This is a genomic window from Salinicola lusitanus (assembly GCF_038648475.1).
GTDB classification, from domain to species: Bacteria; Pseudomonadota; Gammaproteobacteria; order Pseudomonadales; family Halomonadaceae; genus Salinicola; species Salinicola lusitanus.
This window is the reverse complement of the sequence record NZ_CP151919.1, coordinates 4,646,139-4,659,834: the sequence shown is the minus strand read 5'-3', so window position 1 is coordinate 4,659,834 and position 13,696 is coordinate 4,646,139. Positions and strand designations below refer to the sequence as shown.

Below are 13,696 nucleotides of genomic sequence, written 5' to 3'. Positions count from 1 at the left end.
CAATGTTCATTCGTTGGCGATGGAGCTTTCCACGATCTCGGTCACGACTTCGGTCTTGACCGAGTTGGCGATGAAGCAGCCCCGGTGGGCCTGGTGGTGCATCGTCTCGAGCTGTTCAGGCGTCGGTCGGCGCTCACCGGAGAACGTCACCGCCGGGCGCAGCGTGACCCGCGTCATCGCCAACTGGCCGGCGTCATTCTGTTCCAGCACGCCGACGGCACTGTCCTCGTAGCGCTCGACGACGAAGCGTCGTTTGGCAACGATACCGAGAAACACCAGCATATGGCAGCTGGAGAGCGCCGCGACGAAGGCTTCTTCGGGATCGACGTTGGCCTCGATCGAGTAGGGGAGAGGGACGATATGAGGGGAGGCAGAGGCGGCAACGGTGACACCACCGTCGAAGTGCCATTCGTGCCCCCGGCTATAGCGACCGTCGGTGAATCCCTCCGTCGGCTGGCGCCGCCAGCGTATGGTGGCCGTGTAGTGGGACATGGCACTCTCCTTTCTAGTCGATCCCGCTGAGAATCGTGGCGTCGGCGACAGTGTGCCCGTACTCGCCGCGAAGGCCCTGGAAGATCGCCTCGCGCTCCTCTCTCGGTTTGTGCTGGCTCGCCTTGCGCTTGCCCTCCATGCGCTCGACGGTCAGCTCGACACCGATGATGGCACGACACATCCCCGCAATGAAGTCATCCGGCGCGTCGTCGATCGACCAGGGAACGGGTCGACCACGTTCGAAGCGGCGGGTCAGCACACCCGTCAGTTCGCGTAGCCAGGATGGATCATCGATCAGGCGCAGGCGACCGCGAACGTGCACGACCTGATAGTTCCAGGTCGGGACCACCCTGCCGTGCTCGCGCTTGGCCGGATACCAGCTTGGCGATACGTAGGCCTGCGGACCATGGAAGATGGCCAGGGCGGGGAGGGTGGAGACCTTGGCACCCGGTGTGTCGGCCAGCGGGTTGGCGCGCGAGATATGGCCGCGCAGTCGACGAGGCGTCGACTCGCCGCCGGCGGTCTCGAGCAGCAGCGGCAGGTGATCGGCCTCGAAGCCGCCGTCGCGCCCCGGCGTAATCAGGGTCGCGAACGGGGCCTGGTCGATGGCTCTCTCCATTGCTGCGGTATCGTCGAGGCGAAACGAATTCGGCTGGTACACGATTCAGCCTCCGTCGGAAGAGAGGGTCGCCGTCACTTCGGCCAGCGACTGGCGCTGGCGCCCCGCGGCATCGAAGTTGTCCGGCGAGAGCCAGCGGCGATGGCTCTCGCGGATGGCCGGCCACTCGTCGTCGACGATCGAGAACCAGGCGGTGTCGCGATTGCGTCCATTGACCACCCGGTGCTGGCGGAAGATGCCCTCGAGACGGAAGCCCAGCCGCTCGGCCGCGCGACGGGAAGGGGCATTGAGGGCGTCGCATTTCCACTCCACGCGACGGTAGCCGAGCTCGAAGGCGTGTCGAATCAGCAACATCAACGCTTCGCTGGAGATCGGCGTCCGTGCCATGCGCGGCGAGAAGTTGAGATGACCGATCTCGAGCGCGCCGTCGGCCGGGACGATGCGCAGGTAGGTGGCCATGCCCACGGCGCGATCCTCGGCCGGATCGATGGTGGCGTAGCAGACCGGATCGCTGTCGCGACTCATCATCTCCAGCCAGCGCTCGCACCCCGCCCGATCGTCGAAGGCACGGCCGCCCAGGTAGGTCCAGCGTGCCTTGGCCTCGCGATCGTTGGCGATGTCGGGGTCGGGCATCTGCCACGCCTGCCATAGCGATGGCGCATGCCGACCTGGATCGAGCGGCTCCAGACGACAGAAGCGTCCTTCCAGGACGGTCGGGTCCGGAAAAGGTGGCTCGCGCCAGTTCGGGATGTCGCTGCCCACGGGCTGGCCGTACGCATTGGTGGTCGGTTTCATGATCTGTCTCAGCAGCCACAGGAGGTGAGTGTATGGTCTCGCAGGCTGCCGGCACTGGGGCCGGTGGCAACCGGATGACCGTCGCGCTTCCAGAAGTCCAGGCCGCCGAGTAGCTCCTTGACCTTCAGCCCCGCGCTGGCGAGTTTGAAGGCGCCCCAGGTGGAGCCGTTGCAACCGATGCCGTCGCAATAGCTGATGTAGACGCGCGAACGGTCCAGCGATGCCAATCGCTCTGCCGTCATCTCGACATGGGGGAGGCTGATCGCGCCAGGGATGTGACCGGCAAGGTAGTGATCGTGACGCCGGGTATCGATGACGATGATCTCCTCGATGCCGTTGGCGAGATCCATCGCCAGATCCCAGGCATCGGTATGAAACCTGAGCTTGTCGCGCATGGCGGAAGCGCTCTGCTCGGGGGTGGCAGGCGGAACATCGAGTACGAGTGAGGTCGCGGTCATTGAGAGCTCCCGGCGGTTCAGACAGTCAACAGAAAGGTGTGGAAGGCATCGTCGCGTTGCCAGCCGAGCGCGCGGTAGCGGGACTGGGCGGCGGCGTTCTCGACCTGGGTGCGCAGCATCAGCTGGGCAATGCCGTGTTCGGATGCCAGCTCCCTGGCGGCCTGCAGCAGGGCGCTGCCGATGCCGCGGCAACGAGCCTCGGGGACGACGAAGAGGTCGTTGAGAATCCAGCGCGAGCCGAGGGTGGTCGTCGAAGGTATCGGGAACAGCTGGGCGAAGCCGACGGCCGTATCGCCGGTGTCGTAAGCCACCAGCAGGTGAGCGTCTCCGCGCCGGTCGCGTTCGCCCAGAAAGGCCCGGGCGCCCTCGAGGTCGCTGGGCTGCCGGTAGAACTGGCGGTAGCCATCGACCAGCGGCGCGATGGCGTCGATCTCTTCTGGGGTGGCGATGCGGATGTCGGTCATGGTGGGCCTCCAACAGGATTGACGTGACTTGGCAGTAGTCTGGCGGCATGCTGGTCCTTCGATAAGAGCCAGTTGTTGCAATAACGAGGGGACCAGTGACACAACCCAATGTGCATCGCCCGTGGATCGTCGAAGCGTTGACGATGCGCCTCGCCACGCCCTCTTCGTTGACCCTGACCCAGCGCCTGTACCAGTCGCTGAGAGACTGGATCCAGCAGGGAGAGCTCAGGCCGGGTAGCGCGCTGCCGTCGTCGCGGCAACTGGCGCGCGAGCTCGGCCTGGGCCGCAATACCGTGCTGGGGGCGGTCGATCGATTGACCGCCGAGGGCTTCCTCGAGACTCGGCCCGGTGCGGGTGTCTTCGTCGCCGAGTGGGGCGCGGCGGTAGTGGCGGGGAGGCGTCCGGTGCCGGAGCGGACGGCCGTATCGGCGACACTCTCCGCCCGAGGCCAGCGCGTTCTCGATATCAGCGGCCTGCTGAGCGAGCGTCACACCGCCTTCGCGCCGGGGGTGCCGGCACTCGACCGGTTCCCGCGTGAGCGCTGGCAGCGGCTGCTGCGTCGTCACCAGCAGCGGGCGCCGCTGGAGTGGCACGACTATCAGCATCGGGGAGGCGTGCCGGCACTTCGCGAGGCGCTCTGCGACTATCTGCGGCTGTCGCGATCGGTACGCTGTCGGCCCGATCAGATTCTGGTGACTCAGGGTGCCCAGCAGGGCTTCGAGCTGATCGCCCGGTTGCTTGCCGATACGGGGGAGACGGTCTGGATGGAGGAGCCCGGCTACGGCGGTGCGCACGCCTGCTTCCTCGCCGCCGGACTCGACATCGTGTCGGTCCCGGTGGATGACGAGGGCATGGCGATCGCGGCCCTGCCATTTTCGGTGGCGACGCCTCGACTGATCTACGTGACGCCCTCGCACCAGTATCCCAGCGGCGTGACGATGAGTCTCAAGCGACGCACGGCGCTGATCGAAGCGGCCCAGCGTCACGGCGCCTGGGTCATCGAGGATGACTACGACAGCGAGTTCCGCTATGCCAGCGCGCCGATCGCCTCGCTACAGGGGCTCGTCGACGATGCGCCGGTCATCTACGTGGGCACCTTCAGCAAGGTGATGTATCCCGGCCTGCGATTGGGTTATCTGGTGCTGCCGGACCTGCTGGTCGAGCCGTTCCGGCGGGCCAATGCACGACTCCACCGCGAGGGTCAGTACGTGGCCCAGGCCGCGCTGGCGGCGTTCATTACCGAAGGGCACTTCGCGCGCCACGTCTCGCGGATGCGGGAACTCTATCGGCAACGCCAGGCTGCCCTGCGCCATGCCCTGGCGCCGGCTGTGGCGAAGGGCCTCGGGCTTTCGGCGGGAACGGCGGGCATGCACCTGGTCGCCGAGCTGGAGAACCCGGCGCTGGAGGCCGAACTGGTCGCCCGGGCGGAGCAGGCGGGAATTCTACTGTCGCCGCTATCACGCTATTTCCTGCGCTCCCCCGCTCGGCCAGGCCTGGTGCTGGGTTATGCCGGCGCCACCGACATCGAGATCGCTTCCGCTGGCCGCTGGCTGAGCGACGCCTGGTGCGCGCTGGCTTCTCGTGACGAGCCTTAGCCCGCGAGATCTTTGCCGGGACCTGGCTCAGGCGTCACCCTCTCCCTCGGAGTCGTCGCTGGGCCCCGGGGCCCTGGATGGCCGGTGTCTGTCGCCGGAAGATCGGGAGGCGCCGTTGTCGTCACCCGATTCTCGTTCACGATGGACCCGGGTCCCGCCTCGCTCACCATCCTCGCGATCCAGGCCCTCGGGAAGATAGAGCCGAGACGTCGGCAGGGCCAAACAGGCGCCGTGCTGGTCGATGATGTCGCGAATCTTGAGCAGGATGCCCTGCTTGATCTCGTGGAATCGCTGCCAATCCGTCTCGCGGGTGAAGGCGTAGATCATGATGTCCAGAGAGTACTGACCGTAGGTGACGAAATTGACCGTGATCAGCTCGTCCTGATTGATCTCCTCGTGCTGCTGCAGCAGGTCGCGGATATCGTGGGTGATGTTCTCGATCTTGCCGATATCCTGGTAGCGGATGCCGATGGTCTCCCACAGGCGGCGGCTGACCATCCGCGTCGGGGTCTCGACCGAAATCTGGCTGAACCAGGCATTGGGGACATAAAGCGGCGGACCGGCGAAGGTTCGCACGGTGGTAAGGCGCCAGCCGATATCCTCGACGATGCCCTCGATCTGGCGCTCGGGCGAGCGGATCCAGTCGCCGACCACGAAGGGCTTGTCCAGGTGGACCACCATGCCGCCGAAGAAATTGGCGATCACATCCCGCGCGGCGAAACCGATGACCAGGCCGCCGAACCCGCCCATCGCGAGGATGCTCGACATCGATACGCCCAGAATCTGCAGCCCGATCAGCAGCAGCGTGACGATCAGCACGGCACCGACGATCTTGGTCAGCGCCGATGCCGAGGTCGGGTCGACGGGCTTGGCGTGGCACTTGACCGGCGGGAACACCAGCCGTTGCTCCAGCCGCCGGAACAGGCGAATGCCGCCCCAGCCGACGAGCAGGAGCGTGATCAGTGCGCCGAGACGCGATAACACGGCCGTCAGTCGCTCGATCTCGAAGTGCGCGCCGATGATTCCCAGGCCGACCATCAAGGCCGTGATCCAGACCCACCAGCGCAGTGGCAGACGCAGACCATGGAGAATGGGGTCGTCCCAGCGGCGGGGCGAGTCGCACAGGCGACGCTCCATCCGGTTGAGCGTGAAGTGCAGCACGAGATCGATGATGACAGCGGCAAGGAGAATCAGTGCCGGCAGCGCGATCCATCCAGGAATGTGGAGCCACTGGCCGAGCGCATCCTGCGACTGGCTGAAGAGATGGGTGGCGCTATCGGAAATTTCCATTCACCTGCTTTCTTGTTCGCAACTCGCGGCGGCATGGCGCTGCGAAGGGATGGATGGGCACGCCCGGAAGTCGCGGGCGGTGCATCGAATGGAGAAAAGCGTAGCGGGGCGCCGGGGTGTGGTCCACTCGCGTACCGAGTCGACCACGGGATCGGTGTCACTGCAGGCAGCAGCGTTTGGCTTTCTTGCCGCTTCCACACGGGCAGGGGGCGTTGCGCGACGGGCTGTCGGCGGGCGGTGGGTCGATGATGCCATCGACATAGAGCCAATTGCCGCGATGACGGCGGAAGCGGGAGCGCTCGTGAAGGGGCTGGTCCGGTCCGGAGGGGACGGCACGCCGGGGACGAAAGCGGGCCTTGAATTCGACGGTGGCCCTCGCACCGGCGGTGCGGACGTCGACGATCTCGAGCCCCAGCCATTGCTGGTCTCGCTGGTCGAGCGCGGCGCTCGTCAGGGTCGGGTCGAGCGCGCCTGGGTCCCAGGTGCTGACCAGATAGCCGCCCAGCCCGCCCAGCGCAAAAGCCGTATAGCGGGAGCGCATCAGCGCCTCCGGCGTCGGAGCGGCTTGCTCCAGGCGATGGTAGATCCCGCAGCAGCGATCGTATGACCGGCCACTGCCGCAGGGGCAGGAGAGGGCGTCTGGTGCTTCGGTGACTGTGGTTGGAACATTCATTTGGGTAAACTACGCTATCATTTGTCTCTGAATGTTAATGGTGCGCTGCGCTTTGGATGAAGTTGTGGTAAAAGAGCGGCGCCGATTGTCAGAACCATCGTCAAGCCAGAACCAATGCCAAGTCACTCGACATGTGGGTCGACCACCTATGTTTCTCGACGAGTTCCATTCTACCGACGCGGACCGTATCTGTATCACGGCGGAGCAGGCCAGTCGGTTCGCGCGACAGATCGCGGGTGATTACAACCCGATTCACGACCCCTGTGCGCGCCGTTTCTGCGTCCCCGGCGACCTACTGTTTGCGCTGGTCCTGTCCCGCTATGGATTGTCCCAGCATATGACCTTCCATTTCTGCGGCATGGTGGGAGATCGCGTGGCGCTGAGCTTCCTCGAGGATGAATCGGGCACCGTCAGTGTCGTGGATGAGAACCGCAAGCGGTATCTGAGCGTCAAGCGCAGCGGCTGGACGATCCGCGACCCCTCCACGGTGGAGACTTTCACCCGTCGCTACGTCGCCTTCTCGGGTCGCAACTTCCCGCACTACCTCAAGCCGCTGCTCGAGGAGAAGGGCGTGATGTTCAATCCCCGTCGGCCGCTGGTGATCTACGACAGCATGGGGTTCTCGCTCGAGAATCACGACCCCTGCGATCTGGATCTCGACTTCGCCGGTGCCAATCTGGATGTGAAAGGCAAGCGCGGAGAGGCGCATCTCGAGTTTCGCATGAGTTGCAATGGCCACGACGTGGGTATCGGTTCCAAGAAACTCGTGATCAGCGGTCTGCAGGATTACGACGCGGAAAAGATGGACACCTTCGTGACCAATTTCGCTCAATTGAAAGCCGCCAACCCCTGCTCGGCCTGACACCGGGATTCGAGCTGCACGCCAGCGCCCCCTCCAGGTGGCGATCGATGTCACATCGAACCGGGCGATTCGCGTTTTAGCGGCCAAACCGCCGATAATGTCATTCACTTTGATCCCGCCGCAGCCCGGTGGCTGTCGGCGTGGGCCGTTCACGTGAATGGGACTCGTCGTGAAAGAACACGTTACGCCGTTTCAGTTTTTTATCCTGGCGCTCTCTTTCTATGTCCTTGGCGCCATGCTCGCCGACATATTCCTTGATTTGCCCCCCGAGATCAGCCGGCTCTTCGGCTATCTGGATTACCTTGTCTGCTTCTTCTTCTTCGTCGACTTCTGCCAGCGGTTCTACCGGGCGCCCAGCAAATGGCGCTACATGCGGTGGGGGTGGCTGGATCTGCTGGCGTGCATCCCCGCGGGCTGGCTCCAGGCGGCGCGCCTGATGCGAGTCGTTCAAGTCATTCGCGTGCTGCGTGCGGTGCGATCGCTGGAGCTGATCTGGCAACTGCTATTCCGCAATCGCGCCCAGGGGGTGCTGGCTTCGGCCGCGACCGCCACCGTCCTGTTGGTGATTTTCGGCGCGATGACGGTGCTGATGGTGGAATCCCCGGATCCCCACAGTCCGATCAATACCGCCGAGGAGGCGCTGTGGTGGGCGGTGGTGACCGTCACCACGGTGGGCTACGGCGATTACTACCCGGTCACGACGATGGGACGGGTGGTTGCCGTGATGCTGATGGTCTGTGGCGTCGGCCTGTTCGGCAGTTTCGCCGCCTACGTCAGTTCGCTGTTCGTCGAGGACCAGGGCGAATCCGAGTCACGCCAGCATCAGGCAAACCGGCGGATGATGCGCCATATGATCGAGCAGGTAAGCGAGCTTCGGGAGGAGATCGATTCGCTGCGACAGGAACTTCGCGATCATCGCCAGGAATTGGCCGAGCGCCATGAGCGCGGCGATAGTGCGGATCGATGAGCTCGATTGGGAGAGTCCATTGCCAGAAAAATATAAGGGTGCTAATATATTTTCATCGAATGCAGATGCTTTGCAGCAGTCGTTCGAGTCGCGTCTCCTAGTAACACCCCGCCTCGCCCGCGCATCCCCCCTCTTGCGCGGGCTTTTTTTGTTCCGGCGCTACCGAAAGCCCGCGATTACCAGCCCTTGTAGGGCAGGAACTTGCCGCTCATGGTAACCACGACCCGGTCGCCCTTGGGATTCTCCTCCCGTTCGACTTCCATCTCGAAGTCGATGGCACTCATGATACCGTCGCCAAACTTCTCCTGAATGACATCCTTGAGTGTGGGACCGTAGACGCCGACGATTTCGTAAAGCCGGTAGATCAGCGGGTCCTGCGGAATGGCGCCGTCCCACGTCTTGGTGGGAAAGGCTTCCAGGGCTCTCGCCACGTCATCGCCGAGTTCCAGCGCATCGGCGATCTTGCGCGCGGTTTCTGGCGGGGCGCTGTTCATGCCGTAGCAGGCCGAAGCGATCCAGACCGGCGAGTGACCGGTCATCTCGCCCAGCGACTCCCAGCTCAATCCCTTGCGCGCCTTGGCGGCCATCAGCGTGTGGTGCATTTCCAGCTTGTCCATGGGTCAGTCTCTCCATCTTGGTATCGATAGGGCATCCCGCGGATGCCCCGGCATGTATTGATCGGCTCCCGTTCGCGTCGCGGCCGACATCAAGTCGTGCTCAGGCCAGGTCCCGCTTGGGTCCGGTCTTGACGTGGGTGGCGTAGAGCGTGAGTCCGGTGAAGGCGAGCCCGCCGGCCAGGTTGCCCAGCACTGTCGGTATCTCGTTCCACCACAGGTAGTCCATGATCGAGAAGCCGCCGCCCATGATCATCGCCGAGGGAAACAGGAACATGTTGACGATCGAGTGCTCGAAGCCCATGTAGAAGAACAGCATGATCGGCATCCACATCGCGATCACCTTGCCGCTGACGGAGGTCGAGACCATCGCTCCGACCACGCCCATCGAGACCATCCAGTTGCAGAGCATGCCGCGGATGAAGATGGTCGCCCAGCCGGCGACGCCGTACTCGGCGTAGCCCAGCGTGCGCGATTCGCCGATCCCGGCGATCTTCTCTCCCACGACGCCCGGGCCGATGGAGAAGCCGTAGGTGAAGATGAACGCCATCATGAAGGCAACGGTCAGCGCCCCGCCCAGATTGCCGAGAAACACCCAGCCCCAGTTGCGCAGCACACGATTGAGCGTCACGCCCTGACGTCGGTCCAGCAGGGCCAGTGGCGTCAGCATGAACACGCCGGTCAGTAGATCGAAGCCCATCAGATAGAGCATCACGAACCCCACCGGGAACAGGATCGCGCCCACCAGTGGCTGGCCGGTCTGCACGGTGATGGTAATGGCAAACGCCGCCGCCAGCGCCAGGATCGCGCCGGCCATGTAGGCGCGAATTATCGTGTCACGGGTGGACATGAATATCTTGGATTCACCGGCATCGACCATTTTGGTGGTGAATTCGGCAGGGAGTAGATAGGACATGACGCTTTCCTCGATTGTGATTGTGTATGAAGCGTTATTGCTCGTCTTTCGGGACAGGAGTCGATCGGGGTCGCCGGGGTTCGGCGGCCTTTCCGGCCAGGCCGGGTCAGGTCCGGCCGGCCGCCGCCTCTGCCAGCAGCACCACGTCGTCGCCCTCGAGGGCGACCGGCCAGCAGCGCAGGCGCTGGTCGGGGGCCTCCAGGCACTGGCCATCTCGCAGTCGAAAATGCTGCTTGTAGATCGGTGAGGCCACCACCGGTTCGCCTCCCAGGTCGCCGACGATGCCGCGGCCGATCACGTTGGCGCCGGAGAACGGATCGCGATTGTCGAGCGCATAGAGCCCATCGGAAGTGATCGGCGAGGCGAAAGGCGCTCCCGCGACTTCGGACGAGTCGGGAGACGCTTGCCCCGCGCTCCCGGGCGGGTGAGCCAGTAGGAAGATCGCTATCTGGTGGCCCTGGTGCCAGGCGACGATGCCGGAGTTGGCGACAAGATCTTGCCGCGAGCAGAGGCGGATCCGGGCTTCGGTCCCGGGTGCGATGGCCGTGCCGCTCATGACGTCACCTCCACGGCCAGTCTGGCGATCTCTTCCGGACGCGCCGGTCGCGGCTGGTTCCGCTCGGAAACGGCGATGATGTCCGGGTCGCTGCGCTTGTCGTTGACGAAGGTGCGAAAGCGTTTGAGCTTCTCCGGATCCTTGAGCGCATTGGCCCACTCGCACTCGTACTGGTCGACCACGTGCTGCATCTGCGCCTCCAGTTCGCCGCCCAGGCCGAGACTGTCCTCGAGGATCACCTGCTTGAGATAGTCGAGGCCTCCGTCGAGGTTCTCCCGCCATACCGAGGTGCGCTGCAGGCGGTCGGCGGTGCGGATGTAGAACATCAGAAAGCGGTCGATGGTCTTCAGCAGCGTGTCGTCGTCGAGATCGGTGGCGAACAGCTCCGCATGGCGCGGGCGCATGCCGCCATTACCGCAGACGAAGAGATTCCAGCCGTGCTCGGTGGCGATCACGCCGACATCCTTGCTCTGGGCTTCCGCGCATTCTCGCGTGCAGCCGGAGACGGCGAACTTGAGCTTGTGCGGCGAGCGCAGCCCCTTGTAGCGATTCTCGATGATCAGCGCCATGGCCACGCTATCCTGGACGCCATAGCGACACCAAGTATTGCCGACACAGGATTTCACCGTCCGCGTGGACTTGCCGTAGGCGTGGCCGGTCTCGAATCCGGCGTCGATCAGCTCGCTCCAGATCTCCGGCAGCTCGTGCAACTGAGCGCCGAACAGGTCGATGCGCTGGCCGCCGGTGATCTTGGTATACAGATCGTACTTCTTGGCCACGGCGCCGATGGCGATCAGCTTGTCCGGGGTGATCTCGCCACCGGGGATGCGCGGTACCACGGAGTAGGTGCCGTTCTTCTGCATATTGGCCATGAAGGTGTCGTTGGTGTCCTGCAGCGGCACCAGAGAGGGGCTGGTGATCGACTCGTTCCAGCACGAGGCGAGAATCGAGGCCACCGCCGGCTTGCAGATATCGCAGCCGAGCTGGCCCTTGCCGTGGCGGGCAAGCAGCGCCTCGAAACTGCGAAGGCCCTCGACGCGAATGATTCCGTAGAGTTCCTGGCGGGTATGGGCGAAGTGCTCGCAAAGGCTGCGGTCGACCTCGATGCCGCGGCGCTCGAGTTCATGCTCGAAGACCTGCTTGAGCAGGGCGGTGCAGCCACCGCAGCCGGTGCTCGCCTTCGTCTCCGCCTTGAGCGTGCCGAGATCGCTGCAACCGCCCTCGACCGTCTGGCAGATCGCGCTCTTGGAGACGTTATGGCACGAGCAGATCGTCGCGGTCTCCGGCAGCGCGTCGGCACCCAGCAGTGGTGCGCCTTCGCCCTGGGGCAGGATCAGGCTGGCGGGATCGGCGGGCAGTCCGATGCCGTTCTGCACGTACTGCAGCAGGGTGTCGTAGTAGCTGTTGTCGCCCACCAGCACGGCGCCGATCGCCCGCCTGCCGTCGGCGGAGACGACCAGACGACGATAGCCGTGGCCGGCTTCATCGATGAAGCGGTAACTCACGGCGCCTTCGGTGGCGGCGTGGGCATCGCCGATCGAGCCCACGTCGACGCCGAGCAGTTTGAGCTTGGTCGACATGTCGGCGCCGCTGAACGGCTCGCAGGTGCCGGTCAAGCAGCCGGCGACGGTGCGCGCCATGGTGTAGCCCGGCGCGACCAGACCGAAGGTCCGGTCGTTCCAGAGTGCACATTCGCCGATGGCGAAGATATCCGGATCGGAGGTACGGCAGGTGTCGTCGATGATGATGCCGCCGCGCTCGCCGATCTCGAGCCCGCACTCCCGTGCCAGCCGGTCCTGTGGGCGGATGCCGGCGGAGAAGACGATCATGTCGGTCTCGAGCCACTCGCCGTCGGCGAAATTCATGCGGTAGCGGTGGGCTTCACCCGCGATGATCTCGGTCGTGGCGCGCTCGAGATGGATCTTCACACCCAGCGCCTCTATCTGCTGTCGCAGCGCTGCTCCGCCTTCGGTATCCAGTTGCACCGGCATCAGCCGGGGCGCGAATTCGACGATATGGGCTTCGAGCCCCAGCGATCTGAGCGCATTGGCCGCCTCGAGGCCAAGCAGACCGCCGCCGACGACGACGCCGCGTCGAGTTTCCCGTGCCGAAAGCGATTCGGCGGCATCGCGAATGCGGTCGAGATCGTCGAGGGTGCGATAGACCAGCGCCGCGTGGCTCTCCTTGGCCTCTTCCGGAGTGGGAATCGGCGGCACGAACGGGAAGGAGCCGGTGGCCAGCACCAACTGGTCGAAAGGATATTCGCCGCGGGTGGTGGTGACGAGACGTGCGTCGCGATCGATCGCAGTGACAGCCTCGTCCAGATGCAGCTCGATCCCGTTGAGATCGCAATAGTCGGCCTCGCTCAGCGACAGTGAATTCGCGTCTCGACCGTCGAAGTACTCCGACAGGTGCACGCGGTCGTAGGCACGATGACGCTCCTCGCCGAAAACGGTTACCGCGAACCGGCGATGGGCGTCCTGCTCGATCAGCCGCTCCAGCAAGTGGTGACCGACCATGCCGTTGCCGATCACGACCAGGCGGGGCAGAGCGCCATGGCTGCGGGTCGCGGTCGACGTGTCCGCGTCGATATCGGGAGTGTTCATGCGGCCTCCTCTCGTTCGTTGGGCTTGAATGGCAAGGTGGTGGCGAGCCATACAACGCAAAAAGGCGCCTGATGACACGAAGCGTTGGCTTCGCGGCATCAGGCGCCTTTGCCTGAATTCTGTTTCCGTCAAACGGGATACCCGGAACCCACCCGTCCGGGTCTGCGGCCGTCGCGCGACATCGATCCGGCGCGCGGCTGGCGATGACCGCCGTTGGTCACTGCCTGTAGTCCGTCAAGCGAATGTCATGCCAGTCGGCGAATCCTGCGATGGATTTCAAGGTGTTGGGTCAATGCTGACTGCCACGGTGCGTACCAGTCTCCCGCGCTGGTGAACACCGATGGTGCAAGGCGGGTGACTTCTGCACCAGGAACTCCCGCCGCGACGCCACACCGCGGTGATGCGGATGGGGAATGGGGCTGGACGGGGGAGACAGGTGACTGTCTGGAAAGGTAAAGGCGATTGTTGGCCCTGAAATTGCCCAATGATGGATGAATCGAAACGCCGACAAGGCGGTGGTCGGATGCCAAAGAGGGTGTCGGGCCGGAGTGCAGGAGCGAGGCACGAACCGTGTCATCGGCTGCGGAAGAGACAGTTGAAGTGTCGGTCCTCTCTGGGCCGACGGCAGGCAAAGAGGCCTGACTCACCCATGGCGGTGAGTCGGGCCTCTTTGCGTTCGAGCGCGGCCTCTCTTCAGGTGACAGGCGTAGCGCTCTGCCTCGCCCGGTTACACGATTCGCGTCAACCCGATTGGAAATTGCCGTTGGAAGAGGAGTCTGCCGATGCCAG

At 64.3% G+C, this 13,696-nt stretch carries 14 protein-coding genes and 1 pseudogene; 3 read left to right on the top strand and 12 right to left on the bottom strand.

The features are described from left to right. Window positions 1-6 precede the first annotated feature (6 nt). The 5 genes from AAGT95_RS21085 to AAGT95_RS21065 are packed head-to-tail and all read right to left on the bottom strand — an operon-like array spanning window position 7 to window position 2,828. A complete protein-coding gene (locus AAGT95_RS21085) occupies window positions 7-492 on the bottom strand; it encodes an OsmC family protein (protein ID WP_342595029.1) in 486 nt (161 codons plus the stop codon). Between the two features lie 13 nt (window positions 493-505). After that, the gene (locus tag AAGT95_RS21080; protein ID WP_342595028.1) at window positions 506-1,153 is read right to left on the bottom strand and encodes an FMN-binding negative transcriptional regulator; all 648 of its coding nucleotides are present in this window, start codon (window positions 1,151-1,153) and stop codon (window positions 506-508) included. A gap of 3 nt (window positions 1,154-1,156) precedes the next feature. Further along, a complete protein-coding gene (locus tag AAGT95_RS21075) occupies window positions 1,157-1,906 on the bottom strand; it encodes a GNAT family protein (RefSeq protein WP_342595027.1) in 750 nt (249 codons plus the stop codon). A gap of 8 nt (window positions 1,907-1,914) precedes the next feature. Beyond that, window positions 1,915-2,364: a rhodanese-like domain-containing protein gene (locus tag AAGT95_RS21070; RefSeq protein ID WP_342595026.1), complete on the bottom strand. Its 450-nt coding sequence runs from the start codon at window positions 2,362-2,364 to the stop codon at window positions 1,915-1,917. A 17-nt stretch (window positions 2,365-2,381) separates the two neighbouring features. Beyond that, window positions 2,382-2,828, bottom strand: coding sequence for a GNAT family N-acetyltransferase (locus AAGT95_RS21065; protein WP_342595025.1), 447 nt, complete (start codon window positions 2,826-2,828; stop codon window positions 2,382-2,384). Window positions 2,829-2,923: 95 nt separating this feature from the next. On the opposite strand from AAGT95_RS21065, the gene AAGT95_RS21060 reads away from it, so the two are divergent. Beyond that, window positions 2,924-4,423, top strand: a complete 1,500-nt coding sequence (locus tag AAGT95_RS21060) for a PLP-dependent aminotransferase family protein (protein ID WP_425356038.1) — start codon at window positions 2,924-2,926, stop codon at window positions 4,421-4,423. Window positions 4,424-4,450: 27 nt separating this feature from the next. Here the strand turns inward: AAGT95_RS21060 and AAGT95_RS21055 are convergent, their stop codons facing one another. From AAGT95_RS21055 to AAGT95_RS21045, 3 genes and pseudogenes are all read right to left on the bottom strand, one after another. Continuing rightward, a complete protein-coding gene (locus tag AAGT95_RS21055; protein WP_342595024.1) occupies window positions 4,451-5,713 on the bottom strand; it encodes a mechanosensitive ion channel family protein in 1,263 nt (420 codons plus the stop codon). A gap of 157 nt (window positions 5,714-5,870) precedes the next feature. Further along, window positions 5,871-6,254, bottom strand: coding sequence for a YchJ family protein (locus AAGT95_RS21050; RefSeq protein WP_342596561.1), 384 nt, complete (start codon window positions 6,252-6,254; stop codon window positions 5,871-5,873). A 63-nt stretch (window positions 6,255-6,317) separates the two neighbouring features. Beyond that, a pseudogene (locus tag AAGT95_RS21045) lies at window positions 6,318-6,386 on the bottom strand (hypothetical protein); the annotation flags it as partial. Window positions 6,387-6,534: 148 nt separating this feature from the next. Between AAGT95_RS21045 and AAGT95_RS21040 the strand changes: the two are divergent. Together AAGT95_RS21040 and AAGT95_RS21035 are read left to right on the top strand one after the other, a co-directional pair. Continuing rightward, the gene (locus tag AAGT95_RS21040) at window positions 6,535-7,248 is read left to right on the top strand and encodes a DUF3581 family protein (protein WP_342595023.1); all 714 of its coding nucleotides are present in this window, start codon (window positions 6,535-6,537) and stop codon (window positions 7,246-7,248) included. A 169-nt stretch (window positions 7,249-7,417) separates the two neighbouring features. Further along, window positions 7,418-8,215, top strand: a complete 798-nt coding sequence (locus AAGT95_RS21035; protein ID WP_342595022.1) for a potassium channel family protein — start codon at window positions 7,418-7,420, stop codon at window positions 8,213-8,215. A gap of 176 nt (window positions 8,216-8,391) precedes the next feature. Here the strand turns inward: AAGT95_RS21035 and cynS are convergent, their stop codons facing one another. From cynS to nirB, 4 genes are all read right to left on the bottom strand, one after another. Then, window positions 8,392-8,832, bottom strand: a complete 441-nt coding sequence (cynS, locus tag AAGT95_RS21030; RefSeq protein ID WP_110598596.1) for a cyanase — start codon at window positions 8,830-8,832, stop codon at window positions 8,392-8,394. A 100-nt stretch (window positions 8,833-8,932) separates the two neighbouring features. After that, window positions 8,933-9,745 carry a formate/nitrite transporter family protein gene (locus tag AAGT95_RS21025; RefSeq protein WP_110598595.1) on the bottom strand — a complete coding sequence of 271 codons (813 nt, stop codon included), beginning with the start codon at window positions 9,743-9,745 and terminating at the stop codon, window positions 8,933-8,935. A 106-nt stretch (window positions 9,746-9,851) separates the two neighbouring features. Further along, window positions 9,852-10,301 carry a nitrite reductase (NAD(P)H) small subunit family protein gene (locus AAGT95_RS21020; protein WP_342595021.1) on the bottom strand — a complete coding sequence of 150 codons (450 nt, stop codon included), beginning with the start codon at window positions 10,299-10,301 and terminating at the stop codon, window positions 9,852-9,854. Next, window positions 10,298-12,820 (bottom strand): nitrite reductase large subunit NirB, encoded by a 2,523-nt coding sequence (nirB, locus tag AAGT95_RS21015; RefSeq protein ID WP_425356062.1) that lies wholly within the window; start codon window positions 12,818-12,820, stop codon window positions 10,298-10,300. The genes AAGT95_RS21020 and nirB overlap by 4 nt, the downstream gene beginning before the upstream one ends. Window positions 12,821-13,696 lie beyond the last annotated feature (876 nt).

Bases quoted from the DNA above. Each gene is read 5' to 3' on its own strand.
- AAGT95_RS21085 (WP_342595029.1), bottom strand. From the start codon at position 492: ATGTCCCACTACACGGCCACCATACGCTGGCGGCGCCAGCCGACGGAG.
- AAGT95_RS21075 (WP_342595027.1), bottom strand. From the start codon at position 1,906: ATGAAACCGACCACCAATGCGTACGGCCAGCCCGTGGGCAGCGACATC.
- AAGT95_RS21070 (WP_342595026.1), bottom strand. From the start codon at position 2,364: ATGACCGCGACCTCACTCGTACTCGATGTTCCGCCTGCCACCCCCGAG.
- AAGT95_RS21065 (WP_342595025.1), bottom strand. From the start codon at position 2,828: ATGACCGACATCCGCATCGCCACCCCAGAAGAGATCGACGCCATCGCG.
- AAGT95_RS21055 (WP_342595024.1), bottom strand. From the start codon at position 5,713: ATGGAAATTTCCGATAGCGCCACCCATCTCTTCAGCCAGTCGCAGGAT.
- AAGT95_RS21050 (WP_342596561.1), bottom strand. From the start codon at position 6,254: ATGCGCTCCCGCTATACGGCTTTTGCGCTGGGCGGGCTGGGCGGCTAT.
- AAGT95_RS21040 (WP_342595023.1), top strand. From the start codon at position 6,535: ATGTTTCTCGACGAGTTCCATTCTACCGACGCGGACCGTATCTGTATC.
- cynS (WP_110598596.1), bottom strand. From the start codon at position 8,832: ATGGACAAGCTGGAAATGCACCACACGCTGATGGCCGCCAAGGCGCGC.
- AAGT95_RS21025 (WP_110598595.1), bottom strand. From the start codon at position 9,745: ATGTCCTATCTACTCCCTGCCGAATTCACCACCAAAATGGTCGATGCC.
- AAGT95_RS21020 (WP_342595021.1), bottom strand. From the start codon at position 10,301: ATGAGCGGCACGGCCATCGCACCCGGGACCGAAGCCCGGATCCGCCTC.
- nirB (WP_425356062.1), bottom strand. From the start codon at position 12,820: ATGGTCGGTCACCACTTGCTGGAGCGGCTGATCGAGCAGGACGCCCAT.